Source organism: Bradyrhizobium sp. 613_E4_N2_2 (assembly GCF_052075995.1).
Lineage (GTDB): Bacteria > Pseudomonadota > Alphaproteobacteria > Rhizobiales > Xanthobacteraceae > Bradyrhizobium > Bradyrhizobium barranii.
This window is the reverse complement of record NZ_CP197234.1, coordinates 4,135,879-4,154,076: the sequence shown is the minus strand read 5'-3', so window position 1 is coordinate 4,154,076 and position 18,198 is coordinate 4,135,879. Positions and strand designations below refer to the sequence as shown.

Sequence of the window (18,198 nt, the reverse complement as noted above, 5' to 3'; positions counted from 1 at the left end):
GGGGCTGCATTGCCGGGATCACTTTCGACCCGATCAACAGGACAGCATCACATGAATACCCCGCGCATCCGCAACACCAGCCACCAGTCCATGCCGGCGTTCTACGCTTCGCGCGAGCGCATGGTGCACGTATCCGTGTGGTTCACCAAAACGCCCATGGGGCTGATTAACGGTCAGGTGCCTTCGAGCATCAGCACGACGGTTCGCCACCACGACACGTTTAACATCGGGCGTAACAAGGCTAAGCGCATCGCACGCGCGAACGGCCTGCGCCACATCGGCCAGCACCGCTTCTCGTGATCCAGCCGCAGCGCCTTCAACGAGGGCGCTGTTACGGGATCATTTGACCCGGTGCACAAACAGGAAAGGATATGAAAGACGAAATCAAGGTGGGTTCGCGGGTGCGGTGCGTGGAGTTGACCTGCGGCGATGTCGGGCGCGGGCTGAATGTTGGCGCCATGGGTGTCGTGGTCGATGGCCTCGACTTTCCACTCATCACTGTTAAATTCGACGGGCTGAACGCGAAGAAAAACCACGACAAAGATGGCTGCGTGACTGACGAGGGGGCTATCGTGTGTTGCCCGTCCCAGCTTGAACTCGTCGAACTGCCGACCGAGTATCACGGGTTTAAGGTGGGGGAGCGGGTTCGGGTCAATTTCCATGGCGATGCCTTCGACGCCGTGGTGATTCATCCTGACGAGTGGCGCAACTCCAAAGGCTGCACTTACGATATGAAAATGTTCGTGCTCGTTCGGCGCGATAATGGATACACGAATGGGTTTTACCCGTCACTTATCAGCCGCATCGAGCAGCCGTACAAAGTCGGCGACACCGGCAAGACTGTGGGCGGGTGGCGGTATAAGGTGAATGGCCCAATCATCGGCGAACAGATTCGCGTTACTCACTACCGCGCCGGCAATGACGGCCCAACCAATCGATATCACCACATCGATGGCGGCGCGTGCAATATCGGTGGGCCGCGATGGTCGCTCACCCGAAAGCCTGTCGGCCCGAACTCGCATGATCCGAAGACGATGCCGTGTAAGGCTAAGCGCGATGCTTTCAAGATCGGCGACCGCGTGAAGATCATCAGCAAGGAATGGGAGGGTCACGAGCGGGATAACCCGTATGGACTGACCGGCGTTATCACCGCTCGCGGCGCGACCTCCGATGAGGGTACGCGTTACGAGTACCAGGTGAATGTTCCCGCCAGGGAAAACACAGTGCTTGCGAATTCGTACGAGCTGGAGCTGGCGCCGGCTGAACCTTCGGCGTGGGAAGTGGCGCTGGATGGTGGCGACGAATTCGTTATCGATACCGATGGCATTAACAGGAACGACCGCTACCTGGTGCGTCCTGGCTTGCGTCGCGAGCAATTGACCATGGTCGCCCGCGACAACGGCGAGACGTTCGAAGACTGGCTCTCTATCAGCGAGGCCCGTAGATTCCTCGGTGATGGTGCGTGGAAGTTCGTCGGCCTGGCCGAGCCCAAGCCCGAAGCGCCCCAGGTTGGTGCCGAGCTGGCGGCGGCGATCCTGAAGTATCGGGAGGCGAAGGCGGCTCACGAGGCGGCTGCTGCGGCTCATGAAGCGGCACGGGTGGCGTATGAACAGGCTGGCGACAAGTTCATCCAGGCCGGCAACAACCGTGCGAACGCCTCGCGCGAGCTGACCGAACTCGCCGGCAAGTAAATCCTGAACGGCAGTTAAACGGATACGCGCGTGATGCTTGACGTTACGCGCGTATTTTTGAGACGATTCGTTCACCAGGCCACGGACGGCCCTCCCCTAAACGATAACGAGGGCAAGACTATGAACACCGAGACGCAGAAGGTGATTGAACACGAAGGCGATCACTACCGCGTGCTAGCGACCGGCGCGATTGATGAAGCTGGCCGTGTCTATTGCCACCTCGCCAGCACGACGCGCTTTGTTCAGCAACGCAACGGTCGCCGCCCCATTCAAATCTGCGACTGGATCAACGCGGATGCGATGGCATGAGTGACGCCATTCACATCGAGCACCTGCGGAACCTTATGCCGCAGATTTCATTTGACGAAAACCGCGAAGCACTGAAAGCCGCAATAGTGGCACTCGCAGCACGCGACGCCGTGGCCGAGTTGATCGAGGCAGTCAAGGCAATCAAGGCTGCGCGCGGCGGAACGATGGCCTTGGGTGCTCAAGACGCACGCACCATCCGCTTGTGGGCCGCCCTCGCCCGCGTCGGGGGTGATGCATGAGCGGCCCGGATGTGCTGGAATGCGCCGCCATGGTCGCCGAGTCCCACGGCGCGCACGAGACGGCCAAGGCGCTGCGCGAGTTTAGTCGCGACCATAACCGCGTGGTGAGCGCGCTTCAGTGGGTGGGTGAGCACGCTTACGCTGGCGGCAAGCGGTTCGCCGACGTGGAGCCGGTTAAGGGTGCCCTCGCCCGCGTCGGTGCCGCATGAGCCACTACAAAGCCGCACGCCGCACCAACCCCGATACGAACCGGCCGCAATGGGTCGTGCTGCACCTGGAGACGGGCGTGGCGTATGTGCCGAAGACGCCGGGGCGTGATGGGGCGTTGGGGTTGGAAAGTAGATTGAATGACACAGCCCGTATCCAGGAGAAGGCAAATGACTAAGGGGAAGATGAGTTTGGAGCATGCGCTCGTGCACGTACACCTTCACTGCACCTCGTCGCATAACGCGAACTGGAAACAGAATCGCGAAGCCTGGGATGTTGTGCGTGCCCACCTCGCCGCACAGCCTGCCGAGCAGCCGAGAGGTGATTCGTGGGACCGTGCCTTCCCGCCGGGAACGTTCGATTCGTCCAAGCTCGGCCTTGGCTCCGCAACCGATGAAACACTTGCTGGACTGACGAAGATTGCCCCCCAGCCGAGCGATGTATGCGAATGGTGTGAGGGGAAGGGTTACATGCCCGGTGATTCTGCGGCCAAGCGTTGCCGTGTATGTAAGGGCACAGGTGAGGACCGTGACGCCCAGCCGAGAGTCGCCACGGATGGGGACGGAGTGACGGATGAAAGTGCGCGTCTCGCGTCTCTCATGGCTCGCCTTGACGCTGAGCTGTCACCGCTTGGCGGATGGGAGGATATCCGCATGAAGATCAAAGCGGCGCTAGTCGACACCGCCCTCGCCCGCCCCGCCGACGTTCAGGTTGTCGCTGACGAGCGGGGGATGGCTTTTGTCGACGGGCTCGGATGGGTCGTTCAGTGCAGTCGCGCCGTCGAGTACGTGCAGGCCGTCGCCACGGCTGGGGATGGGGTGACGCCTCGATTCAAGGCGATCGGTCACGCCGCTTCGGACGAGGTTCATCGAGCAGCGAACCTGCTTGAAAAACTGCCTGGGCGATACGCGAACGAAGCCGCGACGATCCGGACCGCAGTGGCCTATCTCCGCGAATACGGTAACGTCCTCGTTCCGCCGAGCGCACCGCGAGTGGGGGTGCTGGAGGGGTGGAAGGTTGTGCCGATTCAATCCACGTTGGAAATGGACCGTGCCGGTGGCGATGCGCTTGTCGAAGGTAACTCGGTCAACTGGCAGGCCGAGCAGGTATGGAAAGCCATGCTCACCGCCGCGCCGGAGTCATCGTCGTGAAATGCAAAATCGAACTGCATAAGGGCGCCGACCATCGCGTGATCCGCGAGAGCATGCCAGAGGCTAACGCGCTCCAGCTTGCTGTTCGCGTGTCGAACGATATGTGGTGGCATGATCGGCCCTTTACGCAACTCGGCGACCAGGTGACGAAGTTCGGTGCGTTCTGCGTGGGCGTGGCCGGTGGCGGGTATCTTATGGTGATGCCGGCATGAACAGGCGCGCAACAACAAGCGAGCGCAAGAGTGTCGAGAAAGGCGGGCGTCGTCTGCCTGGCGGCATCATTTCGAAACAGGCGGCTGAACACCTGGATATGCTTCGCGTGTGCAACTACGCGCCGAGCATCGTCAAGGTGATCGAGCGTGCTTTACGTGAGGCTGTGGAAAATCAGGGCTGGTAACAGCCATCAACCGAGGAAAGGAAAGTGGAAAACAAACTGAAGGTTGGCGACAAGGTGAAGTGCCTGGACGAGTCGTATGCGACTCAATTCGGGAAGGTTGGAGTAATCAAATCTTTCAATGGAAATCTGATTTACGTCGAAGCCGGCGACACCGAGAGGTCGTATTACTCGGACGAGCTGGAGCTTGTCACCGATGATACGGCATCGGTCGAGTGGGATGGCGTGTTTCGGGTGGGGGATAAGGGGAGGACGCGTAATGGTGATTCATACGAAATCCTGAGCGTGAGCGAAGAAAGGACTTACAACATCGACACGCCGCAACCCATCAAGGCGAAAGTCGCAGACAGCGCACCAAGCTGGCACTGCGCTGACGGAAGCTATCTCGGCGATGAAGAGACTGGCCTCGACCTCATGCCGCCGACTGTGCGCGGGGTGGTGGACAATGGCAAGGTTCGGCAGGAGGTGACGCACGTCGCGCTCGTCGACAATCCGCCTGACCCGCAGGCGGTGTTGGCGACGGCCGGCGTGGACTTCGCGGAATATCGCGTCGAGGTGCAGGTGAAGCCGTGGCCGGATACGGTCGACATCGATGTCGTGACGGTCAACACAAGCGAAGGCACGCCGGAGCGCCAGGCAATTACCGCCGATGCTTCGTACGCTGCGAGCGTTACCACTATAGAAGTACCCACCGAGGAAGGCATGGTGGTGCTGACCGGTGCCGACGTTGCGGCGCTGATGCGGCGCGTGGCTGAGCTGGAATCGAAGCGCGACGAACTGCTGAAGGCGCGACAGGTGCTCGGGCAGGAACAGTATCGACTTGGGGCGCGCGTGGCTGAACTGGAGGCCGAGCGCGATGTGGTCGAGCTGCCGCCGGGCATGACCATGACCAGCGTCGACAATAGCATCGACTACGCTGTGGAGCGCGTCATCAACGACCTGGAAAACGCGCGCAGCATGACGCTGAGTTCGTATCAGCGGCTTCGGGATTTCTTCTGGCAGACAGGTTTCACCATCGTGGGGGCTGGTGGTGGCGGGTACGTGAAACGTGCAAGCGGCGGTGTGGGCGGACCCATCGGCTAACAAACACCTACCGAACACGAGGCCGGCGCAATGCCGGCCTTTTTCGTTACAGTCTACCCACTGATAACCAGGGCTCGCTTCCATATACGAAACGAATCGAGCTTACGAGTTGTCGCGTAGGTCGAGCGCCAGCCATGCGGCATAGCTGCGTGGCGTTGAGCGGACGAATGCCCATCGCCACTCGCTTTTTGGCAATCTCTATGGCGCGGTCAAAATCACCGATGCTTTCGGCGATGATGCGCCGGTCGTAGTCGAGCGGATGCACCCTCATGACGCCACCCTGTCGGTGAACTCTCCAGGATAGCGCGCATGCAGCGCCGCCACGTGCGCGGCCGTTACGTTCGGCTTCATGCCTGCCTGCCTCATGCACACGCTGAGGAACACCGTCGCAACCATGTTGTGAGGATACTTCCTCGCCTCGACGATGACTTCATCCATGTTCGGCGGCATTTCAATCGGCCGGCCAGGCAATCCCTCTTTCGCCAGTCCAATGACGTACCGAACGCCCTCGGCGAGGCGCCTGCGCTCAAAGCCGGCCATCTTCATCATCGTGCCGATCATCCGATTGGATATTTCAGGCCTATCAACCGCCGCCCTCACCTGGTCGACCGAGATAAGGTCGCCCGCGTGAGCGGCCGTCAGGCGCTCGCGAAAGTCCTCCGTCGTCATGGGAGGCTTCGAAAGGTTCGTCGGAAGTGAGTCCGCGATGCGCTCCAGGGCGACCGCGATGCGCGCTAACAGGTCGTTCGTGTCGTATTGAGGGGTCATGTCGGATGCTCATTGAACGATGCAACGCAATTGTACATCGAGCGCGGCGCGGTGTCACACCGGTGACCGATGATCCACGATGAACATTCGTGAATTGAAGTTATGATACTTAGTGGGGCATGTAGGTCAAAAACCTTTCCTGCATTCTGAAAGTGAAACGATGAATATTTGTATGTAGAGATACATATATTCATCGTTTTAAAAAAAGAATGGGAAGTCGTGTTTTGACCTACATGCCCACCATTCACGTCTGTGGTAGTTCCGTGATGCAAAGGTGAATCCTATGATTCGCCTATGGCACGCCTCCCCAAATCAACGCAGGAAATCGCCGAAGTCATCGGCCGAGAACGCGCGTTGTTTCTCGTGGGTCAATTGCCGCGCTCGTATTCGTACGACAAAGGCCGACGTGTCACGCACCTGTATGTCCCCGCGACGTTGAAGCCAGCGCACTACCTGGTGCAGCTCTTGGGCTGGATGGACGCGATGAAGCTCGTGTCGCACTTCGGCGGGGAAATCCTCTATCCGGCAACGTGCGAGGAAATCGCGCGCGGCTTCCGTGACCAGAACATACGCAGGCTTTCCGCCGAAGGCATGAGCGCGGTCGAAATTGCCGAGTGGTTCGGCATGTCCGACCGACAGGTGCGCAACATCCTTCGGGAAATCCCTCCAGAGGCTAAAGAAGTCAAATGCATTCAGCCTACGCTCATCAAAACGACCGCCGGGGCGGCTTAATGGATTTAACGGGTATCACCACGGGCGGCCCCGCAACCTGGGGCGGAACAGGCGCGGCGATCATCGTCGCGTTGCTCACCATTCGTCGCTGGATGTCGCGCGACAAGGTGGACCGTTCGCTAGATGCTGCGACCGTGCAGCTATTGCAGTCGTTGCAGTCGGAGCGTGACGCGGCGAACAAGCGCGCAACGGATGCCGAGGCGCGAGCCGATGCTGCGCTGAAAGCGTGCGCTGACTTGCAGACGGAAGTCGCCTTGCTGCGCTTCCAGGTGACAGCGCTTAACGAGCGCGTCGCGCAGCTCACGGGCGCCACGACCGCAACGAACAAGGCTGACGCGCCGTGAGTATCAAAGACGCATGGTTGCGCCATGAGCCGGCATTGCTCGCCGGCTTGTTGTTCGTCAGCGGCGTGGTGCTCGGCGTGATCGGTGGCGGCATCCAGCACCGCGAGGACGTCGCCCAAGTCGTCATGGCCTACGGCGAGGCGAGCAAGGGAAAGGATGCGCTTATCCATGAGCAGGGTCAGCGCCTCATCTGGATGTCGGAACGCCTAAGCCAGCTCGCTGGCAAGGTCGACAAGACTGCAACGAAAGCCGCGACGGCGGCCAAGGATGCGAAAGAGGCCGTCGATAACATCCCTCAACCCGAACCGAAAAAGAAACACTGGTGGTCGAAATGAATCCGTCTGCTCACTGCTATGCGATGGCCGAAGCCTTCGAAGGTCGATACCTCGCCGCGTACCGTTGTCCCGCTGGCAAGTTGACGATTGGCATGGGTCATACCGGCGTCGACGTGAAGCCGGGAATGACCATCACGAACGCCGAGGCCGACAGGTTGCTGCGTGTCGATATGCAGTCCGCAGCGCTGTCCGTGTCGAAGCTGGTCAGGGTGCCACTGTCGCAGAACATGTTCGACGCGCTGTGCGACTTCGCATTCAACCTGGGGCGCGCAGCACTCGCCGGCAGCACGCTGCTTCGAAAGCTCAACGATGGCGACTATAGCGGCGCTGCCGCCGAGTTCGCGAAGTGGAACAAAGCGCACGTCAACGGCGTGCTGGTCGAACTGGACGGACTCACGAAGCGCCGCCATGCCGAGGCCGAACTGTTCAAGGCGGCGGCATGATTGCGTGGATCAAATCGTATGGGGCGCTGCTGAAGCGGAGCCTGGTCGCTATCTTCGGCCTGGGGATGTTCGCATTCGGCTATCACGTCCGCGACCTTCGCGCCGACCGCGACACGGCCGTGGTCACAGCCAACCAGGCGACGGCCGTCGTCGTCCAGCAGGAGGCGCACGCCGAGCAGACGCAGGCCAATGCGGCAGCGGGCGCGCAGGACGCACAAGACCTGCACGACCAGACGGCCGACAGGAAAACCGATTTTCAAATCATCTACCGCGATGTGGTGAAGTATGTGGAAGCAAAGCCTGCCCCTGCTGTGTGCGACCTTGATGCTGTCGGCCTGCGCAAGTGGAACGCGGCCAATGCCGGTAAGCCCGACACAGCCCGTCAACCTGACGCTACCCGTTGAGGCCATGCAGCCCTGTGGCCTGCCGCCCATGGCACGCGATGGCAAGTGGGACACGCTACATCGCAACCACGTCGACGTCGCTGCATGGGGCCACCTGTGCAGCGACAGGCACGATGGACTCATCGACTCGCTGAAGCACCAGCAGGGCATCACCATCAACGGCACTAGCACGAAGCGTGCCAACGCATCGAGTGAACATCAGTGAATTCCAGTGATGACGCGCGTTGCAAGTCATTGATTCACAGAAAACTTTTGGGTCCTTCCTCGGCCCCCACCCCATGCGGGGCCGAAGACACCCCGTAATTCGATATCTGCGTGCCGTTCAGAATGTAGATTGTCGATAACGAACCGTACATACATCATTTCCGGAAATTCATGGCGAAGGGACGAGGGCAAAAAGTAAACCGCACACAGTTGGCCGATGTGTTCGGCGTGTCACTGCCGACGATTGACGTCTGGACCCGCACCGGGTGCCCGTCCGATCAAAAGGGCGCTGGCCCTGGTAAGCCTTGGGTGTTCGACACGGCCGACGTTGCCGCCTGGCGCGAACAGCGGGCCAGGGAAGACGCAACCGGCGATGAAGTCAGCGACGAGCGCGAGCTGAAGCGCCGCAAGCTCGCCGCCGAGACGGGAAAGGCCGAACTGGAATTCGCTATCGCAAAAGGCGAAGTCGCCCCCGTGCGTGAGTTCGAACGCGCGCAGGCCGGCCTCATGGCGTCCATCCGTCAGAACATCCTGCAAGTGCCATCCCGCGCCGTCCTCCAGTTGCTTGGCGAGACGGACGAACGCACCTTCAAGTCGAAGCTGGCCGCCGAGCTGACGCTCGCCCTGGAGACTGCCGCCGAGTCCGACCTGACCCTGGATGACGACGAAGGCGACGACGAGTGAAGGCCAGCCAGTTCTCTAACCTGGCGGGCGTCCTCGCCGCCATCGGCCGCGCCGTGCGCAACCTGGTGCCGCCCCCTGCCATGCTGCCGAGCGTGTGGGCCGAGAGGAACGTACGCATCCCGGTGGGCAACGCGAAGCCTGGCCCGATCCGTTTCGATAACGCGCCGTACCAGCGCGGCATGCTTGACGTCATCGCCGAGGAAGGAATCCGCCGCGTCGACTACATGACCGGCGCGCAGCTCGGCAAGACGACAGTTCAGCAGTGCATCACCGGGTATTTCATCGAGCACGAGCCGCGCTCGCAAATGTTCGTGCAGCCGACGCAAGGCGACGTGCAGACGTTCCTGGAGACGAAGTTGCGCCCGATGCTCGACGCGAACCCGTCTATCTCGGGGAAGATGGCGAAACAGCGCGGCCGCGAAGGCGTGAACAACTCGCGCATCATTTCGTACATCGGCGGGTGGCTGATGTTCTCGTGGGCCGGCTCGCCGAAGACCTTGCGCGGCCGCTCGGCGCCGATCACGCAGGCCGACGAAGTGGACGGCATGCAAGCGACGCCGGAAGGCGATCCTGTCGAGTTGCTGGCGCAGCGTGCGGCGACGTTCGGCGATCAGGCCCTGAGCACGCGAAGCAGCACGCCGACCGTGAAAGGCGCAAGCCGAATTGAAACTGGCTTTCTGGAGGGCGACCAGCGCCGGTTCTATGTCCCCTGCCCGCACTGCGGTGAAGCGCAATATCTGCGCTGGGAAAACGTCACCTGGCATGGGCGCAAGTCGGTCGACATCAAGACGGCCGAGGAGGACGTCGGCGAGCAACACGACCCCGACACCGCGTCGTACGTCTGCGCGCTGAATGGTTGCCTGTGGACCGATGGCGAGCGCGTCGCCGCGATCCGAAACGCCGAACGCCTGGGGCATGGCTGGAAAGCCGCGAAGCCGTTCAAAGGTCACGCGTCGTTCCACGCGCCCGAAATGCTGTCTACGTTCCGCCGCCTTCGCGACATCGTGCAGTCGTACCTCGACAAGCTCGCTGTCGGCGATCTCCAGTCGTTCGTAAACGTGTCGCTGGCCGAGACGTACGAAGAAACGGGCGAGCGCGCCGACCCCACGGGGTTGATGCAGCGCGCCGAGGAATACGAAGCACAGGTGCCGGCCGGCGGACTGTACATCACTGCCGGCATCGACATGCAGGGCGACCGCCTGGAGGCCGAGGCCGTCGCGTGGGGCGAAGGCGAGGAATCCTGGAGCATCGAGTACCGCGTGTTTTGGGGCGACCCGCTCGCGGGCGACGTGTGGGACGAGCTGGACGACTGGCTGGCGTCAGGATTCATCCACGAGAGCGGTCAGATACTCCCCATCCAGGCCGCATGCCTCGATACGGGCGGTAACAGCGGTTACACGCAGCGCGCATACGAATACCTGAAGGGCAAGACGGGCCGCCGGCTGTTCGGCATCAAGGGCGTGGCGCCGTCGTTCGGAAAGCCAGTCGTCGAGAAGGTGCAGCGAAAGCAGTCGGGCAAGAATGCGCGCAAGGTCGACTTGTTCCTGGTCGCCACCGACGAGGCCAAACTCATCACGATGCGACGCCTTGCGCTGTCGAAGCCTGGCCCCGGTTTCTGCCATTTCCCGAAAGAGCGCATCCGCGAGCACCGCGACTACTATCAGCAGCTCACGGCCGAGAAGATGCTGACCCGTTACGTGAAGGGCCAGCCGATCCGCGAGTGGCACAAGGACGACAAGGCACGAAACGAAGCACTCGACTGCCGCGTGTACGCGCTCGCCGCGCTGAAGATCATGCAGCCGTCGATGCGCCGTTACGCCGAGCGACTGAAGATGCGCCAGGCCGCGCCCGAGCCGTCGTCGTTCGCGAAGACCGCCGCCGAAACTGGCGTGAAGTTGCTCGATACCCTGAAGGCGTTCCAGGAAACGCCAGCAACGGAAATCCCTCCAGAGGAAGCACCCCCGAAGGTGCCGCAGACTGCGCGCGTCGTACCCCCGAAGCGAACGCTGAAACCGCGCGGAAAGGGGCGGAATTTCGCGAAAAACTGGTGATTAATGAGCTGCGGCGAGAAAAACCGGCTGATTTCGGGAAACGCGACGGCCGGTGTTGATTTCTCGGCATGCGTTGCTGTCCCCGTGCCTGGCGTGTCGTACACGCTGCATCTGCGCGGCCCTTCGGTCATCGACCTGACCGCCGACAGCGCCGGCAAGTTCTTCGCGCCCGCTGCCACCACCGCGACGTGGGTCGCCGGCACGTACGCGTACAGCCTGCGCGCCGATGCGTCCGTCGAGATTGATCGCGACCAGATTTCGGTACTCCCCGACTTTCTCTCGATGCCCGCCGGCACCGACGTGCGCAGCCAGGCCGAAATCGGACTGGAAGCCATCGACGCCGTGCTGGCGAAGCGTGCGACGCAAGACCAGCAGCGTTACGTCATCAACAACCGCGAGCTGTGGCGGACGCCTGTCGCCGACTTGCTGAAGCTCCGTCAGTTCTACGCGAACCAGGTCGCCCGTGAACGCCAGCGCCGCAAGGGCTGCGGCACGTTCGGCCGGCCCATCCTGGTGAGGTTCCACTCGTGAAGATGCCGTGGCGCCGTAGCGCCGAGACTGCCGCCATCGCGCCGTACGACAAGGGCACCGCCGACACGCGCCCCGTGCGCAAGCTGGCGCGCTCGCTGTCGACCATGTTCAAAGCATCGGTGAACCACGGGAACGACAACTGGACCGGCACGCTTCTGTCGCCCGACCAGTTCATCACCCTTCGTCAGCCGATCCTGGTCGCACGCTCGCGCGAGCAGTGGTCGAACAACGATTACGTGCGGAACTACATCCGCAAGGTTCGCCAGAACGTCATCGGCGCGAACGGGATCAAGCTCCAGGCGAAGGTAAAGAAACCGCGCGGCCAGCTCGATGCCGACGTTAACAAGGGCATCGAGGATGCCTGGTGCGAGTGGGGCAAGCCTGGTAACTGCGAAGTCACCGGCCGGCTATCGCTGCGCGCCGTGCAAGAGCTTTGCATCGAGACGGCCGCGCGCGACGGCGAATTCATCGTGCGCAAGGTTTACGGCGTCGACGCCGGCCCAATGGGTTTCGCGTTGCAGCTCATCGACCCGCAGCGCCTATCGATCCGTTACGAGAACTACGGTTACGACCGCAGCGGAAACTTCATCCGCCAGGGCATCGAGTTCAATCGGTTCGGTAAGCCCATCGCGTACCACTTCAGCTCAACCGACGAGTACGACTCGTTTTATTACACGATCAACGGCAAGGGCTTCGTTCGCGTGCCCGCCGAGGACATCATTCACGGCTTCCGCCAGGAAATGGTCGGTCAGCGTCGCGGCCTTCCGTGGGCGTCTACGTCGCTGTTCCGACTGCATCACCTGACCGGAATGGAAGACGCGGCTGTCCAGAACGCCCGTGCTGGCGCCACGAAAATGGGTTTCTTTGAGTGGGACGACGGCATGGGGCCGGACATGGAGGAAGGCGAGTCCATCGCCGACACCATCGACGCCGAGCCGCTGTCGTTCCACGAACTTCCCGCTGGCGCGAAATTCAAGGAATGGAATCCGACGTACCCGAGCGGCGAGTTCGCCGTGTTCGTGAAGCAAATGCTGCGCGGTGCCTCCGCAGGCATGGGCGTGTCATACAACAACCTGGCTGGCGATTTGGAGGGCGTGAGTTACTCCAGCATCCGCCAGGGCACGCTCGACGAGCGCGACCACTGGATGGAATTGCAGCAGTGGGTCATCGAGCAACTGATGTCGCCCGTGTATGACGCGTGGCTGCGCATCATGCTGCTGTCGGGCCAGATCAAAGCGAAGGGCCGCACGGTAACCGCCGACAAGCTGTCCGACCTGAAGACCGTCGTATGGCAGGGTCGTCGCTGGACGTGGGTCGACCCGCGCGCTGACGTCGACGCCGCTGCCGCCGAGGTTCGCCTGGGATCGCGCTCGATTTCAAGCGTCATCCGTGAGTCTGGCCGCGATCCGCAGGAAGTATTCCTGGAAATCGCCGAAGACCTGAAGGCGATGGCCGAGGCCGGCATCCCCGACGACATCATCCACCTGTTCATGAACGGCGAGCCGCCCGCTCCGCCGAAGCCCGAACCCGACGAGGCGAAAGCCGCATGACCATCAAAGACAAGGCCGTTCTGCGGCTCCAGGAAATCCGCGCGAAAGGCACGCAGCGGCGCGAGGCGACTGTCGTCGGTGTCGACGTCGAAGCGCGCACCGTCGAATTGTCGTTCTCGTCGGAAATCGAATATGAGCGCTGGTGGGGTATCGAAATCCTGGGGCACGACCCCGGCGAATGCGACCTGTCACGCCTGAACGATAACGCAGCCCTGTTGTGGAATCACAACTGGGACGACATGCGCGGTAAGTGCGAGCCTGGCACCGCGCGTATCGAGGGTGACCGAAAGGGCCGCGTCACTGTGCGTTTCGCAAACGACGATGACGGCGAAAAGCTCCTGCGCCGGGTAGAAGACGGCATCGTGACGAAAGTCTCGGTCGGCTACACCGTCAACGGCATCAAGCTAGTGGAAGAACGCGATGGCGTCGACGTGTTCCGCGTCACCGCCTGGATGCCGTTCGAAGTGTCGCTGGTCAGCGTGCCTGCTGACGCGACCGTGGGCGTTGGCCGTTCTGCGGAAATCCCTCCAGAGGAAACCCGCGCCGCGCCGGATGACACTGGCGTCACCATCGACAATCCTACCGGACATCGGAAACCCGAAATCATGATTAAGGTTCTTCGCAACGCCTCGGGCGACCTCGTTCGCGCCGAAGTCGACGAAAACGGCGCCATCGTGCGCGAGCTGGAAACCCTGGAGCGCGCGGGCGATAACGAGCGCACCGCCGTCACCCGTGGCGCCGACGCCGAGCGCACCCGCGTTCGCTCCCTCCTGGCGATGGGTCGCGAGTACGGCGACGAAGCCATGGCGGCGAAGTACGTCGAGGATGGCAAGACGCCGGAAGACCTCCAGCGCGCCCTCCTGGCGAAGTTCGCCGACCAGCGCGGCAAGACCCCACTCGCCGAGCAGGAGCGCGAATCCGACATCGGCATGTCCGACAAGGACGTGCGTCAGTTCAGCATCATGCGCGCCCTGCGCCACCTGGCGGACCCGAGCGACGCAGCGGCCCGCAAGGAAGCCGGTTTCGAAATCGAGTGCAGCCGCGCCGCCGCCGACAAGTACGGCAAGTCGCCGAAGGGCATCATCATCCCCGCCGACGTCCTGTCGCGAGCCTTCAGCACGACCACGCCCGTGGGTGGCCCCGGTTCGAACATCGTCGCGACCGAGTTGCTGTCCGGCTCGTTCATCGAACTGCTGCGCAAGAAAGCGTGGGTGATGAAGCGCGCCCGCACGCTCGGCGGCCTCATCGGCAACGTGAGCATCCCGCGCCAGAACGGCACCGGCCAGGTGTATTGGGTGGGTGAAGGTAACGGCCCGACTGCCGGTCAGCCGTCCGTCGACCAGATCGCGTTCACGCCGAAGACCATGGGCGCGAAAACGGAAATTACCCGCCGCCTGTTGATGCAGTCGACGCCCGACGCCGAGGCGCTGGTGCGTGATGACCTGCTGAAGATCATGGCGCTGGAGCTGGATCGCGTCGCGATCTACGGCAGCGGTTCGGCGAACCAGCCGAAGGGCATGCGCAACATCACCGGCATCAACGCCGTGGATTTCGCGACCGCCGGCAAGCCGACGTTTGAAGAACTCGTCGCGATGGAAACGCAGATCGCGCTCGACGACGCCGACGTCGACAGCATGTCGTACGCCTTCAACGCGGCCATCCGTGGCTACATGAAGACGGCGCTCAAGTTCCCGACGACTGCCGCGAGCGGCACGATTTGGGAGCAGGGCAACACGGTCAACGGCTACGCCACGAACGTGTCGAACCAGGTCGCGACCGGTGAAGTGCTGTTCGGCAACTGGAACGACCTCATCATCGCGATGTGGGGCGGCCTGGAGCTGACCGTCGACCCGTATGCCCTGAGCGATTCCGGCGGCCTGAAGCTCGTCGCGCTCCAGGACATCGACGTCAACATCCGCCACGTCGAATCGTTCTGCATCGGCTCCGATACCGTCGCGTAACGGTTCGCCGACCGATGAACTGAAAGGGCCGCCCTGATCGGCGGCCCTTTTCACTCCAAACCCGAGGCATTTCCATCATGTCGAATCGAGTCGAAAAGGTTTTCCTGAAGCTGACGTCGGCCATCGCCGTCGAAGGCACCATCCTGCGCGCCGGCCACGTCATCGAAATGCTGGAGCACGAGGCGAAGGACTTGCTGCGTCGTGGCAAGGCCATCCTGGCGACCATCGCCGACCATCCGCAGGCGAAGGCGCCGGCCGTCGAGCCCGAGACGTCGGAAGAACCGGAGACGGTTACCGAACTTCCGGCCAATGAATTGCAGGCGCCGGCACCGGCTGGTCGCGGTCGCCGTGGGGGTGCCAACTAATGCAGCCCCTTACCATCCTCTCGCTGCGCGCCGCCGCAGCCATCACCGCCAACGACAACGGCGCCGCCGTCGACGTCTCGGCGTACACCGGCAACGGTTACCTGGTGCTCAACTCGTCTGCCACGGGCGGCGCGGGCCAGACCAGTACCGTGAAGCTCCAGCATTCCGATGACGGCTCGACGGGCTGGACCGACACGGATGTGACATTCGACGCCGTGACGAACGCCGCCGCGTCGCACCAGGTGCAGCTCGTTTCGTTCGACCAGTTCAAAAAGTTCGTGCGCGTGGTGAACACGCTGGCCGGCACGTCGCCGACCGTCACGGCTGCGGTCGAGGCTGTCGGCGTCAAGGCGTAAGCGATGAACCCATCGTGGGAAGACCTTGACGTGTTCTTCGACGTCGACGATTTCGCCACGACGATGCGTGTCGACGACGGCTCGGGCACACCCCGCGTCGTCGTAGGCATCTTCGACGAGCCGTATTTCGATAAGCAGATTGGCGAGTACGTGCAGGATACGGGCGACCCGCGCCTCACCTGTAAGGAAGTGTCCGTCGTTGGCCTGAAGAAGCACATGGCGTGCACCATCGACGGAATCCCCGGCGTGCAATTCGCCCTGCTCCATGACCCGAAGCCTGACGGTCAAGGTACGTGCACGGTCCTCCTAAAGAGGATGTGACGCATGATCCGGCTTGAAATCGACAAGCAGCAAATCGACGACCTGATTTCGACTATCAAGGCGACCGACGCAGAGGCGTTGAAGGCGCTCCGAAGCACCATCCGAAAGATGGGGCAATGGTTGCGAACCAGGGCTGGCCGATCGATACGCGCCGAAACCGGCATGAACAACAAAATTCTCGGGCGTCGTTTCCGTGCGCTTAAGTTCAAGACGAAACCAGACGGCGGAATCGGCGGCGTATGGATCGGGTTGAACCCCGTCGACCTGGGGCTTCTATCTCCTGTCCAGGGCATGGGGGGCGTCGCTGCCGGTCCCATGGGCAAGGGTCGTGCATACGAACACGCTTTCATGGGAAAGCGCCCCGGCGAAATAACGGCAAAGTTTAAAGGTGGCGTGTTTCGTCGAACGAGTAAAAAGCGGCTCCCCATAGAGCGCCTTGGGTATGACATCGACGACGAGGGGCGCAAAGCACTTGAATCGGACGTCATGGAACTTAACGAGTTCGAGAATCAGTTTTTTCGCGTGTTCGAACGGGAATTGAAATGGCGGACGCAGACCTCAAAATAGATTTGGAGCAGCTTCACGAAAGAATTCGTGACGGACTGGCGACCGCGTTCCCCGATTTCAACACGGTTGAATTCTACAGGGACGACGAAGACGAGAAGATGCTCACGCCGGCACTATTGCTCAACATGAGCGAAGCCGAGCCGCAGCAAGTGAGCGATGCCGGCGCAGGGCAATTCCCGGCGATGCTTCGATTTGAGGCGTACGTCATTTTTGCCCACAATGGCCCTGCGACGCAGATGGCTGTGCGAAAGGCGGCTACGTCGATTGCAGCCTGGCTCTACCTTCGTCGTTTCAGTCCGGCCGACGAAATCAAGGTGATCGCGTGCGAGCCTGACGAGTTCGCCCCGCATCAGGATCGCTTCAAGACCTGGCGCATTGAGTTCACCACCCTTGTGTTCTTCGGGGATTCCGCGTGGAACAACGACGGCACCGTTCCGGAATCGTTCTACAGTTTCGCACCCGACATCGGCACACCGAACGTCGACCAATACCAGCCGGCGGTGCCTGATGAATCGTGACGTCGCGGCGGCCACCGAGCACGACCGCATGCTCGGCAATGTCCTGATGATCGGCGTTGTCGCCGAGCTGGACGCACCGAACGCGCTCGTGAAAGTCAGCGTCAACGGCCTGACCACGGACTGGATTCCCTGGACTGTCCGCCGCGCCGGCCCGAACGCTACCTGGAGCGCGCCCGAAGTGGGCGAACAGGTGGTGGTCGGCTGTCCGTATGGCGACCCGTCGCAAGGCTTCGTCCTGGGGAGCCTGTACCAGCAAGCCCACCCTGCCCCGGCCACGACCGCCGACAAAGAGCGCGTGACGTTCAGCGATGGTGCCAGCGTCGAGTACGACCGCGCGACGCACACCCTGGCGGTCGACACGACGGCGAACGGCGCCGTGACGATCATCTGTAAGACGGCGAACGTCCAGGCGTCCGAATCCATCACACTCGACACCCCCGACGTGTTCGTGAAGCACAAGCTGCATGTCGCCGAAGACCTCGACGTCCAGGGCAGCACCGCCGTGAAAGCCATCACGTCGAACGGCAAGGACATCAGCGACCAGCACAAGCATTCCGGCGTGCAGACAGGTGGCGGACAGTCCGGCCCGGTGGTGTAACCGGAAATCCCTCCAGAGGCCGCGCCGTAAGCACTGCCGCATGCTGGCGGCATGATCGGAATGGACGAGAACACCGGCAAGGCGCTGGGTGGCATCAACCACCTTCGCCAGTCGATCCGGCGTCTTCTCACGACGCCTTTGGGCAGTCGTGTGATGCGTCGCGACTACGGCAGTCGCCTGTTCCAGCTCGTCGACGCGCCGCTGAACATGTCGACGCGCATGGACTTGATCGCCGCGACGGCCGACGCGCTCCGCAAGTGGGAGCCGCGATTTCAGCTTTTGAAAGTCAGCATCACGGGTGACGAAACCGGCGTGGCGTCGGTGTCGCTCACCGGGAAGTACCTGCCGGATGGTCAAACCGTCCGCCTCGACAATATTTCGGTGAAGTAAAA

28 protein-coding genes are annotated in these 18,198 nt (G+C 61.9%); 27 read left to right on the top strand and 1 reads right to left on the bottom strand.

All coding sequences use genetic code 11. The annotated features are described in order from the left end of the window. Positions 1 to 51: 51 nt before the first annotated feature. From AB7290_RS19845 to AB7290_RS19800, 10 genes are all read left to right on the top strand, one after another. A complete protein-coding gene (locus AB7290_RS19845) occupies positions 52 to 300 on the top strand; it encodes a hypothetical protein (RefSeq protein WP_441253647.1) in 249 nt (82 codons plus the stop codon). A 71-nt stretch (positions 301 to 371) separates the two neighbouring features. After that, positions 372 to 1,691 carry a hypothetical protein gene (locus AB7290_RS19840; protein ID WP_441253645.1) on the top strand — a complete coding sequence of 440 codons (1,320 nt, stop codon included), beginning with the start codon at positions 372 to 374 and terminating at the stop codon, positions 1,689 to 1,691. A 120-nt stretch (positions 1,692 to 1,811) separates the two neighbouring features. After that, complete coding sequence (locus AB7290_RS19835; protein WP_441253643.1) at positions 1,812 to 2,000, top strand: hypothetical protein; 189 nt, start codon at positions 1,812 to 1,814, stop codon at positions 1,998 to 2,000. After that, positions 1,997 to 2,239, top strand: a complete 243-nt coding sequence (locus AB7290_RS19830) for a hypothetical protein (protein ID WP_441253641.1) — start codon at positions 1,997 to 1,999, stop codon at positions 2,237 to 2,239. The genes AB7290_RS19835 and AB7290_RS19830 overlap by 4 nt, the downstream gene beginning before the upstream one ends. Beyond that, positions 2,236 to 2,448: a hypothetical protein gene (locus AB7290_RS19825; protein WP_441253639.1), complete on the top strand. Its 213-nt coding sequence runs from the start codon at positions 2,236 to 2,238 to the stop codon at positions 2,446 to 2,448. The genes AB7290_RS19830 and AB7290_RS19825 overlap by 4 nt, the downstream gene beginning before the upstream one ends. Next, on the top strand, positions 2,445 to 2,624 hold the full coding sequence (locus tag AB7290_RS19820; RefSeq protein WP_441253637.1) for a hypothetical protein: 180 nt from the start codon (positions 2,445 to 2,447) through the stop codon (positions 2,622 to 2,624). The genes AB7290_RS19825 and AB7290_RS19820 overlap by 4 nt, the downstream gene beginning before the upstream one ends. 475 nt (positions 2,625 to 3,099) lie before the next feature. After that, on the top strand, positions 3,100 to 3,597 hold the full coding sequence (locus AB7290_RS19815; RefSeq protein WP_441253635.1) for a hypothetical protein: 498 nt from the start codon (positions 3,100 to 3,102) through the stop codon (positions 3,595 to 3,597). Next, positions 3,594 to 3,809, top strand: coding sequence for a hypothetical protein (locus AB7290_RS19810; protein ID WP_441253633.1), 216 nt, complete (start codon positions 3,594 to 3,596; stop codon positions 3,807 to 3,809). The genes AB7290_RS19815 and AB7290_RS19810 overlap by 4 nt, the downstream gene beginning before the upstream one ends. Further along, on the top strand, positions 3,806 to 3,994 hold the full coding sequence (locus AB7290_RS19805) for a hypothetical protein (RefSeq protein WP_441253631.1): 189 nt from the start codon (positions 3,806 to 3,808) through the stop codon (positions 3,992 to 3,994). Before AB7290_RS19810 ends, AB7290_RS19805 begins: the two co-directional genes overlap by 4 nt. 24 nt (positions 3,995 to 4,018) lie before the next feature. Beyond that, on the top strand, positions 4,019 to 5,074 hold the full coding sequence (locus AB7290_RS19800; RefSeq protein ID WP_441253629.1) for a hypothetical protein: 1,056 nt from the start codon (positions 4,019 to 4,021) through the stop codon (positions 5,072 to 5,074). 267 nt (positions 5,075 to 5,341) lie between these two features. Here the strand turns inward: AB7290_RS19800 and AB7290_RS19795 are convergent, their stop codons facing one another. Continuing rightward, entirely contained in the window at positions 5,342 to 5,842 is a 501-nt protein-coding gene (locus AB7290_RS19795; RefSeq protein WP_441253627.1) for a hypothetical protein, read from the bottom strand. A gap of 294 nt (positions 5,843 to 6,136) precedes the next feature. Between AB7290_RS19795 and AB7290_RS19790 the strand changes: the two genes are divergently transcribed. From AB7290_RS19790 to AB7290_RS19710, 17 genes are all read left to right on the top strand, one after another. Then, positions 6,137 to 6,574, top strand: a complete 438-nt coding sequence (locus AB7290_RS19790) for a hypothetical protein (protein WP_441253625.1) — start codon at positions 6,137 to 6,139, stop codon at positions 6,572 to 6,574. Next, entirely contained in the window at positions 6,529 to 6,918 is a 390-nt protein-coding gene (locus tag AB7290_RS19785; protein ID WP_441253623.1) for a hypothetical protein, read from the top strand. The genes AB7290_RS19790 and AB7290_RS19785 overlap by 46 nt, the downstream gene beginning before the upstream one ends. Further along, a complete protein-coding gene (locus tag AB7290_RS19780; protein ID WP_441253621.1) occupies positions 6,915 to 7,253 on the top strand; it encodes a hypothetical protein in 339 nt (112 codons plus the stop codon). The genes AB7290_RS19785 and AB7290_RS19780 overlap by 4 nt, the downstream gene beginning before the upstream one ends. After that, positions 7,250 to 7,696: a lysozyme gene (locus AB7290_RS19775; protein ID WP_441254538.1), complete on the top strand. Its 447-nt coding sequence runs from the start codon at positions 7,250 to 7,252 to the stop codon at positions 7,694 to 7,696. Before AB7290_RS19780 ends, AB7290_RS19775 begins: the two co-directional genes overlap by 4 nt. Beyond that, a complete protein-coding gene (locus AB7290_RS19770) occupies positions 7,693 to 8,100 on the top strand; it encodes a hypothetical protein (RefSeq protein ID WP_441253619.1) in 408 nt (135 codons plus the stop codon). Before AB7290_RS19775 ends, AB7290_RS19770 begins: the two co-directional genes overlap by 4 nt. A 375-nt stretch (positions 8,101 to 8,475) precedes the next feature. Next, entirely contained in the window at positions 8,476 to 8,988 is a 513-nt protein-coding gene (locus AB7290_RS19765; protein WP_441253618.1) for a terminase small subunit, read from the top strand. Continuing rightward, complete coding sequence (locus AB7290_RS19760) at positions 8,985 to 11,039, top strand: phage terminase large subunit family protein (protein WP_441253617.1); 2,055 nt, start codon at positions 8,985 to 8,987, stop codon at positions 11,037 to 11,039. The genes AB7290_RS19765 and AB7290_RS19760 overlap by 4 nt, the downstream gene beginning before the upstream one ends. A 3-nt stretch (positions 11,040 to 11,042) precedes the next feature. Beyond that, entirely contained in the window at positions 11,043 to 11,570 is a 528-nt protein-coding gene (locus AB7290_RS19755; protein WP_441253615.1) for a hypothetical protein, read from the top strand. 2 nt (positions 11,571 to 11,572) lie between these two features. Then, positions 11,573 to 13,120, top strand: a complete 1,548-nt coding sequence (locus tag AB7290_RS19750) for a phage portal protein (RefSeq protein ID WP_441254536.1) — start codon at positions 11,573 to 11,575, stop codon at positions 13,118 to 13,120. Continuing rightward, positions 13,117 to 15,081: a phage major capsid protein gene (locus tag AB7290_RS19745; protein ID WP_441253613.1), complete on the top strand. Its 1,965-nt coding sequence runs from the start codon at positions 13,117 to 13,119 to the stop codon at positions 15,079 to 15,081. The genes AB7290_RS19750 and AB7290_RS19745 overlap by 4 nt, the downstream gene beginning before the upstream one ends. A gap of 77 nt (positions 15,082 to 15,158) precedes the next feature. Continuing rightward, positions 15,159 to 15,446 (top strand): hypothetical protein, encoded by a 288-nt coding sequence (locus tag AB7290_RS19740; RefSeq protein ID WP_441253611.1) that lies wholly within the window; start codon positions 15,159 to 15,161, stop codon positions 15,444 to 15,446. Further along, entirely contained in the window at positions 15,446 to 15,802 is a 357-nt protein-coding gene (locus AB7290_RS19735; RefSeq protein WP_441253609.1) for a hypothetical protein, read from the top strand. The genes AB7290_RS19740 and AB7290_RS19735 overlap by 1 nt, the downstream gene beginning before the upstream one ends. A gap of 30 nt (positions 15,803 to 15,832) precedes the next feature. Next, positions 15,833 to 16,123 carry a head-tail joining protein gene (locus AB7290_RS19730; protein WP_441253607.1) on the top strand — a complete coding sequence of 97 codons (291 nt, stop codon included), beginning with the start codon at positions 15,833 to 15,835 and terminating at the stop codon, positions 16,121 to 16,123. 3 nt (positions 16,124 to 16,126) lie between these two features. Further along, positions 16,127 to 16,690, top strand: coding sequence for a hypothetical protein (locus AB7290_RS19725; protein WP_441253605.1), 564 nt, complete (start codon positions 16,127 to 16,129; stop codon positions 16,688 to 16,690). Next, a complete protein-coding gene (locus tag AB7290_RS19720) occupies positions 16,666 to 17,208 on the top strand; it encodes a hypothetical protein (protein ID WP_441253603.1) in 543 nt (180 codons plus the stop codon). Before AB7290_RS19725 ends, AB7290_RS19720 begins: the two co-directional genes overlap by 25 nt. Then, a complete protein-coding gene (locus tag AB7290_RS19715) occupies positions 17,198 to 17,806 on the top strand; it encodes a phage baseplate assembly protein V (RefSeq protein ID WP_441253601.1) in 609 nt (202 codons plus the stop codon). The genes AB7290_RS19720 and AB7290_RS19715 overlap by 11 nt, the downstream gene beginning before the upstream one ends. A 60-nt stretch (positions 17,807 to 17,866) precedes the next feature. After that, positions 17,867 to 18,196 carry a GPW/gp25 family protein gene (locus AB7290_RS19710; RefSeq protein WP_441253599.1) on the top strand — a complete coding sequence of 110 codons (330 nt, stop codon included), beginning with the start codon at positions 17,867 to 17,869 and terminating at the stop codon, positions 18,194 to 18,196. Positions 18,197 to 18,198 lie beyond the last annotated feature (2 nt).